This is a genomic window from Prodigiosinella aquatilis (assembly GCA_030388725.1).
GTDB classification, from domain to species: domain Bacteria; phylum Pseudomonadota; class Gammaproteobacteria; order Enterobacterales; family Enterobacteriaceae; genus Prodigiosinella; species Prodigiosinella aquatilis.
Map to the genome: position 1 here is coordinate 963,790 of CP128857.1, position 18,132 is coordinate 981,921.

The 18,132-nt window shown below is 49.3% G+C and carries 16 protein-coding genes and 3 pseudogenes; 4 read left to right on the top strand and 15 right to left on the bottom strand.

All coding sequences use genetic code 11. The features are described from left to right. Positions 1-220 precede the first annotated feature (220 nt). Complete coding sequence (locus tag PCO85_04590; protein ID WJV54724.1) at positions 221-907, top strand: GntR family transcriptional regulator; 687 nt, start codon at positions 221-223, stop codon at positions 905-907. Positions 908-1,010: 103 nt separating this feature from the next. Here PCO85_04590 and ydfZ read toward each other — a convergent pair whose 3' ends face one another. The 9 genes from ydfZ to PCO85_04635 all read right to left on the bottom strand — a co-directional run bounded on the left by ydfZ (position 1,011) and on the right by PCO85_04635 (position 10,461). Then, positions 1,011-1,217 carry a putative selenium delivery protein YdfZ gene (gene ydfZ / locus PCO85_04595; GenBank protein ID WJV54725.1) on the bottom strand — a complete coding sequence of 69 codons (207 nt, stop codon included), beginning with the start codon at positions 1,215-1,217 and terminating at the stop codon, positions 1,011-1,013. A 294-nt stretch (positions 1,218-1,511) separates the two neighbouring features. Further along, a complete protein-coding gene (locus PCO85_04600) occupies positions 1,512-2,498 on the bottom strand; it encodes a LacI family DNA-binding transcriptional regulator (protein ID WJV54726.1) in 987 nt (328 codons plus the stop codon). Continuing rightward, complete coding sequence (locus tag PCO85_04605) at positions 2,495-3,259, bottom strand: MBL fold metallo-hydrolase (GenBank protein WJV54727.1); 765 nt, start codon at positions 3,257-3,259, stop codon at positions 2,495-2,497. Before PCO85_04605 ends, PCO85_04600 begins: the two co-directional genes overlap by 4 nt. A 1-nt stretch (position 3,260) precedes the next feature. Beyond that, the gene (locus PCO85_04610) at positions 3,261-4,340 is read right to left on the bottom strand and encodes an ABC transporter ATP-binding protein (protein WJV54728.1); all 1,080 of its coding nucleotides are present in this window, start codon (positions 4,338-4,340) and stop codon (positions 3,261-3,263) included. Positions 4,341-4,349: 9 nt separating this feature from the next. Beyond that, positions 4,350-5,177 carry a carbohydrate ABC transporter permease gene (locus PCO85_04615; GenBank protein ID WJV54729.1) on the bottom strand — a complete coding sequence of 276 codons (828 nt, stop codon included), beginning with the start codon at positions 5,175-5,177 and terminating at the stop codon, positions 4,350-4,352. Next, positions 5,174-6,046 carry a sugar ABC transporter permease gene (locus tag PCO85_04620; GenBank protein WJV54730.1) on the bottom strand — a complete coding sequence of 291 codons (873 nt, stop codon included), beginning with the start codon at positions 6,044-6,046 and terminating at the stop codon, positions 5,174-5,176. Before PCO85_04620 ends, PCO85_04615 begins: the two co-directional genes overlap by 4 nt. A gap of 159 nt (positions 6,047-6,205) precedes the next feature. Then, on the bottom strand, positions 6,206-7,435 hold the full coding sequence (locus PCO85_04625; GenBank protein WJV54731.1) for an ABC transporter substrate-binding protein: 1,230 nt from the start codon (positions 7,433-7,435) through the stop codon (positions 6,206-6,208). Between the two features lie 325 nt (positions 7,436-7,760). Then, positions 7,761-8,954: a multidrug efflux MFS transporter gene (locus PCO85_04630; protein WJV54732.1), complete on the bottom strand. Its 1,194-nt coding sequence runs from the start codon at positions 8,952-8,954 to the stop codon at positions 7,761-7,763. Between the two features lie 427 nt (positions 8,955-9,381). Further along, positions 9,382-10,461: a tartrate dehydrogenase gene (locus PCO85_04635; GenBank protein WJV54733.1), complete on the bottom strand. Its 1,080-nt coding sequence runs from the start codon at positions 10,459-10,461 to the stop codon at positions 9,382-9,384. A gap of 109 nt (positions 10,462-10,570) precedes the next feature. Here PCO85_04635 and PCO85_04640 point away from each other — a divergent pair, with 109 nt between their 5' ends. Continuing rightward, entirely contained in the window at positions 10,571-11,482 is a 912-nt protein-coding gene (locus tag PCO85_04640) for a LysR family transcriptional regulator (protein ID WJV54734.1), read from the top strand. 248 nt (positions 11,483-11,730) lie between these two features. On the opposite strand, the gene queF is transcribed toward PCO85_04640, so the two are convergent. The 5 genes and pseudogenes from queF to PCO85_04665 all read right to left on the bottom strand — a co-directional run bounded on the left by queF (position 11,731) and on the right by PCO85_04665 (position 16,397). After that, positions 11,731-12,573: an NADPH-dependent 7-cyano-7-deazaguanine reductase QueF gene (gene queF, locus PCO85_04645; GenBank protein WJV54735.1), complete on the bottom strand. Its 843-nt coding sequence runs from the start codon at positions 12,571-12,573 to the stop codon at positions 11,731-11,733. Positions 12,574-12,577: 4 nt separating this feature from the next. Continuing rightward, positions 12,578-13,447 carry a queuosine precursor transporter gene (locus PCO85_04650; GenBank protein ID WJV54736.1) on the bottom strand — a complete coding sequence of 290 codons (870 nt, stop codon included), beginning with the start codon at positions 13,445-13,447 and terminating at the stop codon, positions 12,578-12,580. Next, a pseudogene (locus PCO85_04655) lies at positions 13,448-14,062 on the bottom strand (helix-turn-helix transcriptional regulator). It lies immediately after the preceding gene. A 487-nt stretch (positions 14,063-14,549) separates the two neighbouring features. Then, positions 14,550-15,920 carry an IS4 family transposase gene (locus PCO85_04660; GenBank protein ID WJV54737.1) on the bottom strand — a complete coding sequence of 457 codons (1,371 nt, stop codon included), beginning with the start codon at positions 15,918-15,920 and terminating at the stop codon, positions 14,550-14,552. Positions 15,921-16,070: 150 nt separating this feature from the next. Then, positions 16,071-16,397, bottom strand: a complete 327-nt coding sequence (locus PCO85_04665; GenBank protein ID WJV55997.1) for a polysaccharide lyase family protein — start codon at positions 16,395-16,397, stop codon at positions 16,071-16,073. A gap of 330 nt (positions 16,398-16,727) precedes the next feature. Here PCO85_04665 and PCO85_04670 point away from each other — a divergent pair. Then, positions 16,728-16,919, top strand: a pseudogene (locus tag PCO85_04670) (VUT family protein). Positions 16,920-17,039: 120 nt separating this feature from the next. Here PCO85_04670 and PCO85_04675 read toward each other — a convergent pair. After that, positions 17,040-17,696, bottom strand: a complete 657-nt coding sequence (locus PCO85_04675; protein WJV55998.1) for a TetR family transcriptional regulator C-terminal domain-containing protein — start codon at positions 17,694-17,696, stop codon at positions 17,040-17,042. A gap of 154 nt (positions 17,697-17,850) precedes the next feature. On the opposite strand from PCO85_04675, the pseudogene PCO85_04680 reads away from it, so the two are divergent. Next, positions 17,851-17,966, top strand: a pseudogene (locus PCO85_04680) (transposase). The last annotated feature ends 166 nt before the right edge of the window (positions 17,967-18,132 follow it).

Genomic DNA, 18,132 nt, shown 5'->3' on the forward strand with positions numbered 1-18,132 from the left:
CTTACCTGAGTAAGCTCATCGGGATTCGCTCACTTGCCGCCTTCCTGCAACTCGAATTATTTTGAGTATAGACTGAGCCAAATTTCCATGCATTCAATGAAATATGGGCGTGATGATGATTAACGCCAGATTGATGTAATGCTGGGAAAAGAAGATGGATATCGTCTTGATTATACATGTATCATGATTGATAAATTTCTTGAATAACTCACTGTGTGGTATGGATACATCTTCTCAGATCAACAACAACGAGCCGATAAATCAGCAAATATATCGTTTGCTGCGTAAAGATATCGTTGAGTGCAGTATTCCACCGGGTACGCTGTTATCCGAAAAGGAAATATCTACGCGTTTTGATGTTTCTCGACAGCCAGTTCGTGAAGCGTTTATCAAATTGGCCGAAGCTGGTTTGGTGCAGATATTGCCCCAGCGTGGTACTTTTGTGATGAAAATTTCGGAGCAGCGGGTTGCCGAAGCGAGATTCATTCGGCAGGCGATAGAGTGTGCCGTTGCCCGTCGTGCTGCTGAAGCGGCGACGGATGAGCAACTGCTGATTCTGGAACATAATTTGCGTCGGCAGGAGCTGGCCGCGCAAAACAACCAGATGCGAGAATTTCTTAACCTGGACGATGATTTTCACCGCCTTTTGACCCAGATGGCGAGTTGTCCGTTGGCATGGGATACGATAGATTCCATTAAGTCCACCATGGACCGAGTTCGTTTCCTCAGCCTGAGCCAGGTATCACCGCCACAGAGTCTGATTCAGCAGCATTACCAGATTTTCAACGCGCTGAAAGCCCACAATGCGGATGATGCGGAGAATGCTATTCGTATACACCTTCAGGAAATGATCTATTCCATCACCCCGATTGCCCAACAGAACCTCGATTGGTTCGAGCATTTCTGATGCGGGTTTTAGGTGTGTGGTGGGATTTATTACAGATAATGAGAAAAATATGCGGCAAAAAACATGATTATCGGGCGACAGAACGACGCCCGATAAACGTGGTTTAGTCTCCCCCAAGACGCATCAGCTCTTCTGGTGCGAAATAGCCATCCACGTTTCTCAGCTCAACACATTTTGCTTTACGGATCTCTTCACGTTTCAACTTTTCGTCGTGAATAGCGGCAATAGTACCCACCAGATGAGAGCCGTTTTGCATCACCCGACAACCGGGGTTGAGTGGATTTCTGTATCTGTCATACGCTGTATACACAATAGCCTCCTTCGTTTGACCACAAAAACCATTTTGATCCTACTGCGTGAGAGGAATAGGTGCCAGAACATTAGTCGGATTATAAAAAATGGTTCTATACCGGTCATCTGTCAAACTGCCGGTGTATGGTGTCGAACCTCAGTTACTCGCCTCATCATCCATGGGCCTCGCCCTTATGGGGCGGCTGCACACTGCGTTCAAATCGGCTTCTGGCAGATTTGTCATGGAGTCCGCTCTCAGGAATTCACCCGGTTATTGCCACGGTACCCATGATTGTCGTTCGGTTGTGTCATATTAACGTACTACCAGCGTTGGCTCGATACGCACCGTAACCCCACTGCTGGCGGTGCCATTCAGTACCTGTTCCAGATTCACCAGTACCTGTTCTACCAACTGCTCTACCGGCTGGCGGATCGTGGTCAGCCGATAACCTTCCCACGCTGCCAGAGGTGTATCATCACAGCCGATAATTTTCTGTGTGTCGCCACCTTCCAGCCGCAGGGCGTCCAACGCGCCAAACGCCAGTGCGTCACAGGCACAAAACACGCCTTCAGTTTCGGGGTAGCTTTGCAACAGCTGCTTCATGGCGCGATACCCGCTGTGATAAGCGTAGTCCTGATTGATCATGATATGCGGCGATGGCAATCCGTATTGTTGCAGTGTGGCGCAGAAGCCAGCCAGTCGTTCCTGCGAAGCCTGGCCATCTTGCCGGCCACTGATAAACGCCAACTGGGTCAGACCAAGACTGACCAGATAGTCTGCCGCCAGCTGCCCGGCCATCCGGTTATCGGACAGCACGGCAGTAATGGTTTCACGCTTATCCTCGCGGCCCATCAGCACCATGGGCAGATTCAGTTCCAGACAACGTTCGGTGGTGTGCTGCGACAGACTACCGGCTGAGATAATCGCGGCTTCCACTTGATAGGAGAGTGCCTGTTGCAACTGGGCTCGAATATCACAGGGTTCGATAACGGTGATCAGCATCGGTACGAAGCCATGCCGTTGTAACGCCTGGGTTAACAGGCAAAACAGATAGGGCTGAAACGGATTATCGAACTCGCTCATCACCACGGCGATAATGCCAGAGCCCTGGCGTCCGGAATTTACCAGCGCCCGCGCCAGCGCATTGGGGCGATACCCCAGTGTTTCCGCCGCTGCCAGAACTTTGGCTCGGGTCGCCGGGCTGACCTTGTGCTGTGCTGTGTACGTGCGGGATACGGCAGAAGGCGAAACCCCCGCACAGCGTGCGACGTCAATGGACGTGACACGTTTTACCGTCATGATTGTCTTCCTGCGATAGGTAGCCAGATGCCATTATGCAGTTGCCAGCGTTCCCCTTGCTCGGGTAGGAATACCTGTTTTGTCTGCTTCAGTGTTTGTTGAAGTAAGGGTTTTTGCATTTGCTGAACGTGGTAAAGCCCCAGCATGGCACCTGGTTTGCGGGTAAAGTGTTGGATCTGTGACCAGGAGCCATGATAAGGCGAGGCACAGTCCTGCACGGAAAAACATTCCACCAGTGCCATATCTGCTTGCGCGAGCAACGCTTCCCCCTTCGGGGACAACGAGCCATCACCACTGTAAAACAGTGAGCCTTCTGGCCCGGTTAGTAACAGTGATACGTTAGGCACCGAGTGGCGTGTGGCGGCGGTCTGGCATTGCCACGGGCCAATAGTGTGTAACTGGTCGGTTGCCAGCCAATGGATAGCGAACTGTGGCCGGTTGGCGGGCCAAAAAGCGAAATCCGCCAGCGCTTGTAACTGAGTCAGTTGTCGACGGGGCGCAATAGCTTGTAGTGGTGCTGTGCGTCCACAAGACTCGCACCAGTTCAACCAGGTCGTGAAGCCCAGCACATGGTCGGGGTGACAATGGGTAAAGTAGACCGCCTGAATTTGATCCGGCTGGATCTGCCGTTGCCAGAGTGCCTGAGGCACCGTTGGCCCGCAGTCGATCAGTAACTGAAAATCCCCTTTGATGAGCCGAACCGCGGCATTGATCCGCTGATTGTCGTAGGCTTCCCCGCTACCAAGAATATCCAGTTCCATATTACATTCCCTTTTCGGTTTTCTGCGTTGCGCTACAGGACACCGCAGGGGAAGTCAGGCGATTGCCTGCTACGTCAAACCAGTGGCAGCGAGATAAATTGACATTAAGCGCCAGTCGGTTCCCCGGTTTAATGGTCTGACGGGTTTCCACCACCGCAGTAATGTGCGGTTCATGAATAAAGTGCCCATGCAGGTGGTATACCGCACCCAGACTTTCCAGCAGATCCACTTGAAAAGTCGGTACGTTATCGATGATTTCAAAGGCATCCGGGCGCACACCTACCGTGACGGCGGTCGTATTGGTCAATGACAGTTGCTGCAACCACGGTGCCAGTGGTTGTTCGTCGATGATCGGGAAGAAGTTCATTTCCGGCGAACCGATAAATCCGGCTACAAACCGGTTGGCGGGCCGGTGATATAGCTCTTCCGGCGTGCCAATCTGGGCGATTCGCCCATTGTGCAATACCACGATCCGATCAGCCAATGTCATGGCTTCCACCTGATCGTGTGTTACGTAAATCATTGTGGCGGCCAGTTGCTGATGCAGTGCTTTGAGCTGTACACGAGTGTGGGTTCTGAGTCTGGCATCCAGATTGGAGAGCGGTTCATCGAACAGGAATAAACGCGGTTTACGCACGATGGCTCGACCGATAGCCACCCGCTGGCGCTGTCCACCGGAGAGCGCGGCGGGTTTCCGTTTCAGGAGTGGCGTGAGCTGAAGCATCTCTGCCACCCGCGCGACTTTTTCCGCAATCACCGGTTGTTTCTCACCGACCATCTTCAGCGCAAAGCCCATGTTTTCCGCTACCGTCATATGGGGATAGAGTGCGTAGGACTGAAATACCATCGCCATTTCACGTCGTCCCGGTGCCTGACGGGAAATATCCTCGCCATCCAGCAGGATTTGGCCGTTGTCCTGCTGCTCCAGCCCGGCGATAATCCGCAACAATGTGGATTTACCGCTGCCGGAAGGGCCGACAAATACCACCAATTCGCCGTGATTGATGTGCAGATCGATATCATGCAGCACCGACTGTTTGCCAAAGCCTTTGGTGATGTGATGTAACTGTAATTCACTCATCCCGGATTCCTATTTCTGGCTAACGGCAAAGCCGCGTAACAAATAACGTTGAACAAAACCTGCCACCAGCAACACCGGCAGTGATGAGAGCAGACCGATACTCATCAGTTCTCCCCAGTACACCTGGTTTTCCGTCATAAAATTGGCGATGAACAGTGGCAGTGTGAACTGCTGCGGTGTTTGCAGATAAAGCAGGGCAAAGAGAAATTCGTTCCAGGCGATAATCAGGGTGAAAATGGCGGTTGCCACCAGACCAGGCGCGCAGGCGGGGATGACGATGTAGCGCAGACGTCGCCACAGGTTGGCGCCATCCATCGCCGCTGCCTCTTCCAGTGTCAGTGGGATCTCACGGATAAAACTTAGCAGCATCCAGATACAGAATGGTAGCGTATAAACCTGATATACCAGTACCAATCCGGCGAGGCTATTCAGCAGATGCAGCGTTTTCAGTAATGAGAACAACGGGATAGCTACCACAATCGGCGGCATCATTTTGATCAGCAATACCAGCAACAGAAACAGCGTATCCAGTCGTGCCGGAAAACGGTGACGCGCCAGCGTATAAGCCGCCATAAAACCGACCAGCAGGGACAGTGCGGTAGCGCCGCCTGCGACCAGCAACGTATTGATCAGCCGATCGACAAAGCCGTTTGCCAGCAAGGTAGTGATGTGGGTCAGTGTCCAGTGCTGTGGCCAGAAGGGACTGTGTCGGCTGGAAAATTCGGCGGTAGACTTAAAGGCCGCCGCCGCCATCCAGATAATCGGTAGAGTAAAAAACAGCATCGCTGTGATAATGGCCATGGCGCGCAAGATCGATAACCAGGAAAAACGTGTCATTGGGGTTCCCCTTTGCGCATCAATTGCCAGGCATATGTCAGGCTCATCACGCTGGCACACAACAACATGATAACGGCTCCGGCGCTGGCCAGCCCCAGATTAAAAAACTTGAATCCTTGCTGATAGATGTACAGTGACAGCGTCTCCGTGGCATAGCCGGGACCGCCGCCCGTCAACGCATAAACCTTGTCAAACAGTTTGAAGGTGTCGATGGAGCGCAATAACAGCGCCAGCAAAATAGGTTGACGAATAAGCGGTAGCGTGACGTACCACAAACGTCGCCAGCCGTTGGCGCCGTCGCTCTGTGCTGCTTCCAGCAGCTCTTTGGGGATTGACTGCAATCCCGCCAGGATGATCAGGCAGGCCATCGGCGTCCACTGCCAGATATCTACCAGCATCAGTGATAATAAGGCGATGTGTGGGTTGGAGAGCCACTCCACCGGCATCAGGCCCAGCGATGTCAGGCAGTTATTCAGCAGGCCAAAATCATAGTGAAACCAGACGCGCCAGATAGCGGAACAGACCAGCGTGGAGAGCATCATCGGGTAAATCATCAGGCTCAGGACCCACTGGCGACCAGGAAAATGGCGATACAGCAGCAGTGCCAGTACCAGCCCAAGCAAGACCTGTAGCAGCGAACTGCCCAGTGAAAACACCAGTGTATTCTTCAGGCTGGTGGTGAAGAACCAGTCATTGAATAACTGGCGATAGTTATCCCAGCCCACCCAGTGATGACTCGCGGAGGCATAGTCGACATGGCTGAACGAATAGAGCAACATTTGTCCGATAGGGTAGAGCGTGAGTGCCACCAGCAGTAACGTGGCGGGGAGCAGTAACAACCAGCGCTGCCAGCGGGAATCAAAAAGCATGGAGTGTCCTTCAGCCATCAAATCACGGATACCGACGGTTGAACCCGGCGGTTAGCCTGGGTGTCACACCTGCACAAGCAGGAGTCCTGTTTTCACCGCAGTATTGTGTTCAACGCGATCCCCCGCGTTGGCAGGGATCGCGTTGTCAGCCGTGGCGGACTATTTCAGCGCCTGGGCAATTTTCTGGTTAGCCTGTTGCAGTGCGACCTGCGCAGGCATTTGATCCATCAACGCCAGTTGCAGATAGTCACCCAGAATACTTTCCACTTCCTGCCAGTTACGGATCCGTGGACGGGCTCTGCCAGCCTCCAGTGCGGTCAACTGTGCCGGATACCAGCGGTATTTCTGGATAATCTGCTTATCCTGATAAACACTGCGGCGGGTCGGCGGAAGTCCCAGTTCCAGCGCCAATGCTTTCTGATTTTCAGCGCTGGTGAGGTAGGTCAGGAATTCTTGTGCCAGCTTGCTATGTTGGCTGTTTTTGGTAATCGCCATCTGCCAGATGCCTAGCATAGGGGATGGGCCGGCAACCTGTCCGGGTGCCGGTTGTAGTTCAACCTTACCTACGACCTTGGATTTGTCCGGGTTATCCAGCGCCGCCGCCCATGCCGGCCACACTTCAATCGCCATCGCTGCTTTACCTTGCTCCAGCGACTGACGGACATCGGCGGCGTTATAAACATCCACACCAGTTGGCGCGAACGCTTTTAACGCGATGAAGGTTTTCAGAGCCTGTAACGCCTGTGGGGAATCCAGCGCGGCTTTACCATCTTTAACCACTGCGCCGTTGTAGGCCCACAGAATGGGCATAAAGCCAGAGACGATCGGGTTGCCTTTCATGCCGCGGAATACCACGCCGGATACACCGGGTTCCTGTTGTTGCAGGATTTTTGCACTGCTCAGCACATCGTTCCAACTGGTGGGGGCTTTGAGCTGGTGTTTGTCGAACAAATCCTTGCGCAGGGCAAACATTTCTACGTTACCGACTACCGGTAAACTGTACGCCGGGCCAGTTTTTTCCGGCACACGGGAGATATCCATCACCGCTGGGATAAAGTCATTGCTCTGCATCTTTTTCGGTAGTGGTTGTAGCCAACCGTTGCCTGCAAACTCAGGACTCCAGGTATCGTCCATCAATACCAGATCGTAGGCTGACGCGTTTTCACGCATGGAGATGACCAGTTTTTCATACAGGTTGCCGTAGGGCAGCTTAAGCAGTTCAATCTGCTTGCCGGGATGTTTCTGCTGGAAACGGGTCAGTGTGCTGTCGAGTGCTTTGCCATAAACGTCATCGCGGCCAGCGATGACCAAATCTGCTGCGTGGCCTATCAGGCTGAACAGCAGCCCGGAAGCGAGAATAAAACGTGAAAGTGGTTTCTTGCCAAACATAGTGAGCGCCTTTTTTCAGGAGTGCATACGTTTGCACAGGCGCTATCTTTGAGGAGGAAGATGACAAAATCATGAAAGGCAGATGAAGAGTCTGCGATGCGACAACTAAGCCGCTATAACCCGGCTATCGGCGTGTAGAGTATGGAGAATAAAGAGCATGAGTTTGATGGCAAAGTGCAAGTGGCCTCGATAATGGGAAGAGAGTAAAGACGCTAGTACATCTTTGTAAACTTCAAACCGCGCCAGTATTGGCACAGATTGCTTTACTCTTTTCCCCTTATCACTGTTCTGACACCATACATCGGTTAGCCAACAGTCTGGAACATCAGGTTTTCCTTGGCAGACGGCGGAAACTGATGAGTAACTGTAGCATGTTGATCAATACCAGCAGAGCCGTCACCAAAAATACCCAGCGGTAGCCCATCATGGCGGAAATGCTGGAACCAAGCAGTGGGCCGACGACATTGCCCATATAGCCAAAAGACTGGTTATAACCAAAGATACGACCCGTTACCTGCTGGCTACTGTATTTAACCAGTAAGGTCTGTACGGCGGGCATCAGGGCACCGTCGGCGAACCCGAGCAGGAAGCGCAAAATACCCAATTGTGTGGCATTTTGGACGGAAGACATCAGGAAAAATAGCAAGGCGCAGAAAATCAACGCGACAATCAGCACTCGCTGAGAACCAATTCTGTCACCTAACCGGCCAAGCCGGGGCGCTGATATCAATGCGGAAATACCTGGGACGGAGGCAATGACGCCACTGATAAAGGCAATATTATCAATACCGGGCGAGAGATTACGGATAAACAGCGTCAAAATAGGGCTGATCGAGCCGTTTGCCATCTGGATCATCATGGTGGTGAAGAACAAACTGATAATCAGCATTGGAAAAGGCAATGTGGAGAACACTGCCTTTCCACTTAGCCGGTCGGCTTTACTGACTTTGATAACACTTTCTTTGATAGCGAATAGTGTGATTAAAAAGCTGATGAACAACATACCGCCAGTGACGAAGAATACCAGTCGTAGCCCGAGGTGATCCGCCATGAACCCCCCTAGCAGCGGGCCAATAATCACACCAGAAACTTGCCCGGTGGAGAGTGTTCCCAGTGCCCAGCCGCTTTTGGTGCGTGGCACTTGCGAGGCAATCAGCGCCATGGCATTGGGAATAAAACCGGATGTCAGGCCCATTGCCGCGCGCAGGAAAAACAGTTGCCAGACGTTGGTTGCCAAACCTTGTAGGCACATGACGATCGCCATCCCCAGCGCGGCTCGCAACAGCATCAGCTTGCGGCCTTTACGATCAGCCAGGCTTCCCCACAGCGGTGCGACAATGGCTGAAACCAGAAAGGATGAGCTGAAAACCAGACCGGACCAGAGATTCAGTGACGCATGATCAGTGACGCCAAGCTGTTCTATATACAGTGGTAGAAAAGGTAGGATCTGGCTCATTGCCATGCCGGTGAAAAAGCACCCTAGCCAGGCAGAGAAGAGATTGAGTTTCCATGTTTCCATAAGATAAGGATGGTAATGACTTAGGCGGCGAAGTACTAGTATGGCTGTTTTTATGTCATCGTGAAATACTTTTATATATCAAAGAATAACAAAATAGGTTACATCAGTACGTTAAAATTTGTTTGATTTTAGGTCCTAAAAACCAGCATATGCCGCGTTATTGGTACACCAGAAGATGAGTATACGAATATTTTTGTGATGTATATCACAAAAGTATTGTGGTGCTTATCAACACTCAGTAGAATATTTCACCGGCAAGTAACAAGACAACAACGTAAATCAAGGCAATCAACGTGCGTAAATTACTGAAAAAAATCCTGGCCGCTTATGTCAACGTCTATAAAGATGTCCCTCCTGGCGCCATGCATTAATATTTCTATGAAAAAGGCCGTTTAGCGGCCTTTTTTTGTGCTTTCCCCATTCTCACTTACAATGCGTCAGCAATTGCTCTTCCCAACGATTCAGTATTACCTTTCCCTCCCAGATCTCGCGTCAGTGGTGCCTGTTCCGGCCCTTGCGCCAGCACAGTTTCAATTGCCTTCAATACCGCTGCACCAGCATCGAAATGCCCTAAGTGTTCCAGCATCATCGCGCCACACCAGATTTGACCAATCGGATTGGCAATGCCTTTCCCCGCGATATCCGGCGCTGAACCATGTACCGGTTCAAACAGGCTGGGAAAATTTCGGGCCGGGTTGATGTTGGCCGATGGTGCAATGCCAATGGTGCCGGTACAGGCCGGACCAAGGTCGGAAAGAATATCGCCAAACAGGTTGCTGGCAACCACCACATCAAACCAGTCCGGATGCAGTACAAAGTTGGCGCTGAGGATATCTATATGGAATTTATCCACCGTGACCTGCGGATAGTTTTTCCCCATCTCTGCGACACGGCTATCCCAATATGGCATGGTGATAGCGATACCATTGGATTTGGTCGCTGATGTGAGGTGTTTCTTAGGACGACGCATCGCCAGCTCGTAAGCGAATTTCAGAATGCGATCAACCCCGACGCGGGTCATTACTGTTTCCTGTATCACTACTTCCCGATCAGTACCGGCGAACATCGTACCTCCAACGCTGGAGTACTCCCCTTCGGTATTCTCGCGCACGATATAGAAATCGATATCCCCCGGATAGCGTCCGGCCAGTGGCGTTTTTACCCCCGGCATTAAGCGGCACGGACGCAGATTGACATACTGATCAAACTCGCGACGAAACAATAACAGGGATTGCCAGAGTGACACGTGGTCCGGTACCACTTCCGGCCAGCCAACAGCACCGAAATAAATAGCATCGACGTCTTTCAGCAGGGAAAACCAGTTATCCGGCATCATTTTGCCGTGCTTGAGATAGTAATCGGCGCTGGCGAAATCGAACCATTCCCATTGGATGTTCAAGCCGAATTGTTGTGCGGCGCGATCCATCACCCGTACGCCTTCCGGCATAACTTCTTTGCCAATTCCATCGCCGGGAATAACAGCAATTTTGTAGTGAGGTGCAGACATCAGAGATTCCTGTGTGGTTGTACTAACGTAAGAACCAGTGTATTTACTCTGTCTTATGTAAACAATTCGTCTTATGAGCAAGTCATTGTTGAATTAAAGAGAAGAATGTATGAGCGCTATTGATGATCTGCTGTTTTTCAGTCGCATTGCGTTTCTTGGCAGCCTGACTGCCGTGGCACGGGAACAGGGCGTGTCACTGCCCGCGGTCAGTAAACGATTGACTCGTCTTGAACACCGTTTGGGTGTGCAGTTGATTCAACGAACGACCCGACGCCTGGATTTAACCCCGGAAGGACAACTTTATGCTGAAGGGGCGCTACCGATACTGAATGAGATTGAAGAGCTGGAAAGTGTGGTGGGCCGTAATCAACTGGCGTTACGCGGTAAGTTAACCATCAATGCCTCTTTTGGTTTTGGCCGACGGTATGTCGCACCGCTGATTTCCTCCTTTTCCCAGCAACATCCTGAACTGGAGATACAACTTCGGCTAGCGAGCCTGCCAGTAAACATGTTGGATGCCGGGGTTGATATTGATATCCGGGTGGGGGAACCACCGGACTCCCGCTTGGTTGCTCATAAACTGATGAATAATCCCCGCATATTATGCGCAGCACCTGCCTATCTTGAACGTGCCGGAACACCGGCAACGGTAGCGGAGCTGGTTGCCCATAATTGCCTGGTGCTGCGTCAGTATGAGAGTGACTATGCGTTATGGCGTTTTTATCGGGACGGTGAGGAGCTGACACATCGTGCTTTCGGCAACCTTTCCAGCAATGATGGTGAAACGATTGTGCATTATGCGTTGGATGGGCAAGGTATTATCCTGCGCTCTTTCTGGGATGTGAAGGCTCATCTCGAACGGGGGGAACTGGTGGCGCTGCTGACGGATTTCAAAACGCCTGATGCGGATATTTATGCGGTTTATCAGCATCGCCGTCATGTACCGGTGCGTATTAATACGTTTATTAGCTACCTGAAGCAGCATTTGATGGTGAAAGGGGTAACTGAAGCAACCGATTAGACGCTATCCCCGTTTACACCGGAACATCCCAGGTGGTTGATATACTTTTTATTGTTCTATCGCGTCATGCCCGGTATTGCACGGGCATGACTCGGTTTAACCGCAGGCGGAAGGGTTATACCCGTCATACTTCAAGTCGCAGGTGTGTTGGCGGCGTTCGTTCACCCGAATCACTTACCTGAGTAAGCTCCTCGGGATTCACTCTCTTACCGCCTTCCTGCAACTCGAATTATTTGGGGTATAGCGGTTTATTGACGAATCAGGCGGCCCGTCGTTGTTTTTTCTTCGAAATCGCTGCGGAATGGGTTGATGTCCAGCCCGCCACGTCGCGTATAACGGGCAAACACGGTCAGTTTCTGGGGTTGGCAGTAGCGTTTGATATCATTGAAGATCCTTTCCACACACTGTTCATGAAACTCATTATGCTGACGAAAAGAGATCAGATAACGTAGCAGACATTCTCGATCGATTTGCTTACCTTCATAGTTAATGACGACGCTGCCCCAGTCAGGCTGATAGGTCACCAGACAGTTGGATTTCAGTAAATTGGAGCATAATGTTTCAGCGATATAGTCTGATTTTTCGGATATGGCGTATTTCAGATAATCCGGATTAAAGTCATAGTTGTTCACTTCAATATCCAGATCGTCAATATTGATACCGGGCAGTGTATCAATAGCCGAAGAGTAACCGGATAATCCAGGGTACAGCGTAACCTTGACATCTCCCTTGGCGGCTTCAGACAAATCGTTGATTAAGGTCGCGAGCAGGGTTTCAAGGTCTCGGAAACGGGTCTGATTGAGGCTGTTAAGGTAAAGTTTGAATGATTTTGACTCAATCAGGTTTTCAGAGCTGGCGGGAATAATAAATTCCGCAATTCCCACCACGGGTTTGCCTTTATTATTCAGCCAGGAAAGCTCAAATGCTGTCCACAAGTCGTATCCGGTAAACGGTAACGCCGGCGTATTCAAACCAATCACTTCCCGGCCACGGGCGCGGGGCAAGGCTTCCAGCAACTGGGGTGAGTACTGGTCTGGATAATGGGAGCGGACGCCCAAATGTGTGATGTGATCTTTTTCCGTAATATGCATGTAATCAGTTCCTTGCCGTAGCGGTATTGATATAGCTTCTGAACAGTTTGCGGGTACCATAAATAGGGCCGACACCCAGCACCGCATAGCCTACTTTGATCAGAAATTGCGACAAAATCATCTCTTTGATTATCTCAAAACTTAGTACATTATAGAACGCCAGGGTACAAAAAATAATACTGTCCAGGGCAGACGCTGTAACGGTACTGGTAATCACTCGGATAAACAGATATTTGGATTTGGTCAGGATCTTTATTTTATACAGTACGTAGGCATTAACGTTTTCAGAAACCAGATAAGCGAGAGATGAGGCCACCAATACCGCCATCATACTATGAATAATGCCATTATAAGTTTGGCCGTATTCCCATTGGGGCAGTGGCGGAATCAGGCTGGTAATCCATAACGCCAACACGAAAAAAAGGTGGGCGAAGAAGCTGATGATAATCGTCCGTCTGGCCAGTTTCAAACCGTAAAATTCATTAAGAATATCCACCAGAATAAACGTAATGGGATAAACGAAAACCGCAGGTGGAACAATCATATTCAATTTGGGAATATTAATGGGTTTAACACCGGCGATAGTGGAAAAAATAAAAATAACAGTTAGTGCGATACTGAGCAGAACATAAGCATGCCAGGAACGATCATGACGGTCACTAAGATCATAGGTAGTAACAATTTCTTTTCCACTATAAAGCTTTTTGTATAAGGCATTCAGTTCATGCCGATTGAAATCTTCTGATATTTCACTATCAGTGAGTTCTTTCAGATCCATGCTGATGGTTTTTCCCGTAGCGAGAACCATGATATTGGCTGATAGTTTCCCGCTATGGTTAAAACCTAATAATTTAAACTTCCTGTTAGACTCCATTTACAATCTTTCCTCTATGATATATCCCAAAAGCTTTATATCATGTGGTTTATTTTTATCTGCTGTAGACTGCTCTTCTGCTGATTGGATAATAAAGCCAGATGAGTATGAATAGCAGAGCATTGGTGTATTCAATACCAGTGCTGGTGGGCGTTTGATAATAATAGTGTCGTTAGGTGAGAATTGATCACCAATAGCGGTCTCTACTTTTATCGCCAGCATATTTGCTTCATCGCCAAAGAAATAGGTTAACGGGTATTGAATGGTTAACTGTCCAATTTTTTGTTCAAATACAGATAGTAGTTCTGACTGAGGAATTATCGGTACGGCAGAAGGATTTCTATTGCCTTCAAAAGAGATGGTTTTATTAAGCAACTCGACCTTTTCAAGATCTTAATCTTCTATTTCTTCACAAGAAACGCCAAAAAAGTCCGAGATTCTGTTAACGGTCGATTGCTGCACGTTATTAACGCGACCATCAAGTATTTTATAGATTGTGGTTCGCGTAACGCCGGTGCGGTTTGAAAAAGAGGCTTTGGTTTCTCCGCGCGTACGCATCAGATATTCAATATTTTTAATGATGTTTACTTTACGCTGGGCATTGGTTGTTTTCATGGTAATTCCTTCAGCAATAGCTTCTCAGGCCACTATATATCACGCCGTGATGTCATCCAACCCTGAGCGGAACAAGATTCCATTTCTGTGGAAAAACAGAACACTCGTGAGGTTGCGAGCCAATATATTTCCAGTGGTGAGGCGGCGAGGCTATAGGAGAATAAATGAGTAAAACTGTAATGAATGCCTAAAAATCATAAAAAGTAGACACAAATAGCACCTTTATGTCTACTAATACGTTGACTTAAACATTTGCATTGCGCTATCGTTTAGTTGGTCTGATGAATTGGCTATTGGCTGGACATAAGTTATTATTTTTTAAATTATAATTTGCTTGCTTGTTTTTTATTGGAAATAACGAGATCTGTCATCCTCCAACACCAGGGGAACCAAAGAAGGGACGCTTGTATTTTGATGATTAAATACAGGGAGTGACTACTGTGGTGACAGCATCAATAACATCCCCCCGTGTAAGCCTGTCTCTTGATCAGATCTCCTGATCAAGAGACTTTGCCAGTCTGTAGCCTTCAACCATATCCTGAAGTTTGAACCAGCCATCCCATATGACTATCCAGCCCGGTTTTCCCGTTCGCTTACTGTCATACCATCGCCCCAGTTTTGCCAGTGACAGGCAGGCCCATTTCACTGTCGGGGGACTTTCCGGTAACGTTTTTCCTTCCTGCTTCACCCACAGCAACTTCCACTCCACCTCACTTAGCACCGATTCGCAACTTTCGTTCTGTGTTTCTTCACTCACGCCTCCCTCCCGTAACGCCAGCACCCTCACTGCCACGAACGCCAGGATTGTCACCATTCGCTCCAGATTGTCCCGCGTCTGCATCCGCAACTCTTCCACCCGTGCGCCGCCGCTTTTCCATGCCTTGTGGTATTCCTCTATCAGCCACCGCCGTTCGTAATAACCCACTATGGCCCTTGCCTGTTCCGTGTTTTCCACCTTCTCTGAGGTTAGTAGATGCCAGCAGGCCCCTTCCGGAGCCGCTTCCCGGCAGCAGATATACGTTAATGACAGCGATGCCTCTCCGGTTGCTTTTTTCAACTGCACGACGCTGTAGCTGATAAACATTTGCGTCTGACGGGCTGCCCGCCCACCTTTCTGTACCACATTCAGCGTATGACTGCCTGCCTCTGTCAGATGCGCCGGCAGGCTGAACAGTTTACCGGGAGCCTCCGCCAGCAGGCGGTTCTGTGCCGCCCGGACCACGAACCGCTGTCCCTGGCTGAGTTTATAGTCAAGGTAATGCCAGATATCTGCCTCCCTGTCGCTGACAGGGATAACCCGTGACTGGATTTCACCCAGCCGTTGTGCCATATGCTCAGAAGCTTTCTGCCATTTGTAACTCTCTTTCTCTTCATAAGGGCGTTGTTTACGCTGGTGTTTTTTACCGTAACTGTCTGATTCACGGCTCCAGCGCTGTTGTTCAATAAGACCGACCATATGAGCACAACCTGGCGCATAAAGCAGGACGGAGTGTACCTGAAGCCCACGGGCGCGCTGGCTGTTGGTGATGTTACCCAGTTCTTCCCGAACGGTACTGTGGCTGAAATTCAGTGAGGTGCTATCTTCCAGAGCAAGCAGGAGCGGGTGTTCAGCAGCGACTCTGGTCGTCGCAGCAAAACCGGCGTCAGCAATGGCGTCAGGCAAAACGGCAGGGTTGCGCATCAGGCGATAGGCACCTTCAACTTCAGCAGAAGAATGGGAGGATTTCACGATAGACAGTCCAGTGTATTGAGCCAGTGAGGAAGCCAGGGTGACAAGCCGCCGGGTACGGCGTAAATCCCCTAATTCAGCGGATCCAAAAATGTCGTCAGCCCATGAATAACAATCAGAAAACACCATAACAGCACACCAGAAACAGGGGGGAGTATCAGATAGAGATCAACAAACGGAGAAAAGATTCAAAAAAATCCCCCGACAATTTTGCCGGAGGATTTGTGTATAAGAGACAGCGTGTAAGCGGGGGGATGCTTGTTATGGATAACTCGTCGATTATTCCTCTTCAGACGGCGGCTCACGCAGGCTGATGGCATCATACATCACCATACCATCTTGCAACTCCAGTGTGACGCGATTGACATCCTTTTTCAGAATGCCTTCAGGTAGCGGGATATGGACCTCGTGGTATTTACCGCTTTGCATGGCTTCACGGTAAATGGCTTTATCATTGCTGTACTTTAGCGTGCTCAGTAGTTGATCGTTGACCTTCACCACTAGTTGCGGCGTAGTGGCCGGCGTCGTCATACCATTATTACTGGCTGCGGCAATAGCGATATTCAGTACCCGTGGTGATGCGCCGACATGGGTGTTGAACTGAATTATCCAACTGCCGGGCTAGGTCTGATCATAGTACCAATCCTGTGAGTCCTTACTTTTGCCAATTTCAAATGTCAGGTTGGCGGGCACTTGTGTCTGCCACTAATAATTACGTGGACGGTCACCCCACTTGAATTCACCGGCGCGACGATCCGCCTTGCCAATATTCCAGATAAAAACTACAGTTTTTACTGGGGTCGCGGATTGCGCCGGATCTATCTAAAAAAGAAAATGCGTAATGGAAAAACTATTCGCCAACTCAGCTTGTTAGTAGATAAAAATAAACCACATGATATAAAGCTTTTGGGATATATCATAGAGGAAGGATTGTAAATGGCGTCCACCAGGAAGTTCAAATTATTAGGTTTTAACTATAGCGGGAAACTATCAGCCAATATCATGATTCTCGCTATGAGAAAAACCATCAGTATGGACCCGAAGGAACTCACTGATAGTGAAATATCAGAAGATTTCAATCGGCATGAACTGAATGCCTTATACAAAAAGTTTTATAGTGGAAAAAACCGTTACTACCTATTGTATTAGTCGTGACTAATACAAATTAACGATGATCAGTCGAGTTATAAATAGGCATACGGTCCAGAGAATGGGGACGTTTATCCCTATCACTTTCGAGTCTTCTGACTATTTTAGTTTTAGATCCCGTAGTTCATTCTGATATCTGACAGAAATTTTAAAGTAGTTCCAGAAATCGTAAATAGGTTGCATCGTGCAATATAGCTTAGAACGCATTACCGCTCCTTCCCAGCCACTCCAGAAAATAGCTGCCAGTTGTTTCGCATTAACATCAGACATTATCTCTCCTGTGGATAAAGCATCAAACAGGCAAACAGAAACAAGGTGCTGCCAGTTATCCAGAATATTCTGAAGTTGTTTTATAAATGATGAAGGGAGTCCTGGGCTCTCCTGCATCATATTTCCTACCAAACATCCCCTAGTGAAATTGTACTTTTTTATCCCTTCACAGGCATCATTAACAAAGTTTTCGATACGTTCCATTGGAGCATAGGATGTATTGTGAAGATGTTTCTTCAGTTTGTGTTCAAAAAAACTGTCATATGTATTCAGAACTGTTTGCACATATTCTTCTTTACTTTTGAAGTAGTAATAGAATGAGCCCTTCGGTACATTTGCATTTTTTACAATGGCGTCGACACCAGTTGAAAGAAATCCATTTTGTGTCAGAAGTTCCAGTCCGCTGCGGATCAGGTCATTACGGGTATCTGAATATGTACTTTCTGTTTTCCGGGGCCTTCCGCGACCGCGCGTTTCACCTGCCATCATTCATCTCCGCATGATCAATGTGTTGGATAATAACACAAGCTGTAGTGATGTAATGGACGTCTGACCCTGACCCAAAATCCTGCTCCATCCTGCTCCATTCAGAAACAGAATTCCGGCATGATGAATCCTCGCCTGAAAGGCGGTGGTGCCGATGAAAAAATCACGATTTACCGAAGAGCAGATTGTTTTGCCCTGAAGCAGGCTGAACTGGGGACTCCGATACCGGAAGTCTGTCGCAAGCTGAGTATCTCCGATGCTACATTTTATATCTATGGACTACCTCCGTTTTGCAAGCACTGAACAGGTTTTTGGTTGTTGCTTACATCTATCCGACATCAGGAATTCCTGTGCCAAATGGCAATCCGCATACAGTCGCCTCAACACATGGACGGTCTCTGGGACCAGTATAAATATCAGGTTCTGACTGTGCAGG

What these genes read in the sequence shown, in the direction of transcription:
- PCO85_04605 (WJV54727.1), bottom strand. Translation starts at nt 3,259, where the DNA reads ATGGAACTGGATATTCTTGGTAGCGGGGAAGCCTACGACAATCAGCGG.
- PCO85_04630 (WJV54732.1), bottom strand. Translation starts at nt 8,954, where the DNA reads ATGGAAACATGGAAACTCAATCTCTTCTCTGCCTGGCTAGGGTGCTTT.
- PCO85_04615 (WJV54729.1), bottom strand. Translation starts at nt 5,177, where the DNA reads ATGACACGTTTTTCCTGGTTATCGATCTTGCGCGCCATGGCCATTATC.
- PCO85_04640 (WJV54734.1), top strand. Translation starts at nt 10,571, where the DNA reads ATGAGCGCTATTGATGATCTGCTGTTTTTCAGTCGCATTGCGTTTCTT.
- PCO85_04675 (WJV55998.1), bottom strand. Translation starts at nt 17,696, where the DNA reads ATGGCAGGTGAAACGCGCGGTCGCGGAAGGCCCCGGAAAACAGAAAGT.
- PCO85_04600 (WJV54726.1), bottom strand. Translation starts at nt 2,498, where the DNA reads ATGACGGTAAAACGTGTCACGTCCATTGACGTCGCACGCTGTGCGGGG.
- PCO85_04650 (WJV54736.1), bottom strand. Translation starts at nt 13,447, where the DNA reads ATGGAGTCTAACAGGAAGTTTAAATTATTAGGTTTTAACCATAGCGGG.
- PCO85_04610 (WJV54728.1), bottom strand. Translation starts at nt 4,340, where the DNA reads ATGAGTGAATTACAGTTACATCACATCACCAAAGGCTTTGGCAAACAG.
- PCO85_04620 (WJV54730.1), bottom strand. Translation starts at nt 6,046, where the DNA reads ATGCTTTTTGATTCCCGCTGGCAGCGCTGGTTGTTACTGCTCCCCGCC.
- PCO85_04635 (WJV54733.1), bottom strand. Translation starts at nt 10,461, where the DNA reads ATGTCTGCACCTCACTACAAAATTGCTGTTATTCCCGGCGATGGAATT.
- PCO85_04625 (WJV54731.1), bottom strand. Translation starts at nt 7,435, where the DNA reads ATGTTTGGCAAGAAACCACTTTCACGTTTTATTCTCGCTTCCGGGCTG.
- queF (WJV54735.1), bottom strand. Translation starts at nt 12,573, where the DNA reads ATGCATATTACGGAAAAAGATCACATCACACATTTGGGCGTCCGCTCC.
- PCO85_04590 (WJV54724.1), top strand. Translation starts at nt 221, where the DNA reads ATGGATACATCTTCTCAGATCAACAACAACGAGCCGATAAATCAGCAA.
- PCO85_04660 (WJV54737.1), bottom strand. Translation starts at nt 15,920, where the DNA reads ATGGTGTTTTCTGATTGTTATTCATGGGCTGACGACATTTTTGGATCC.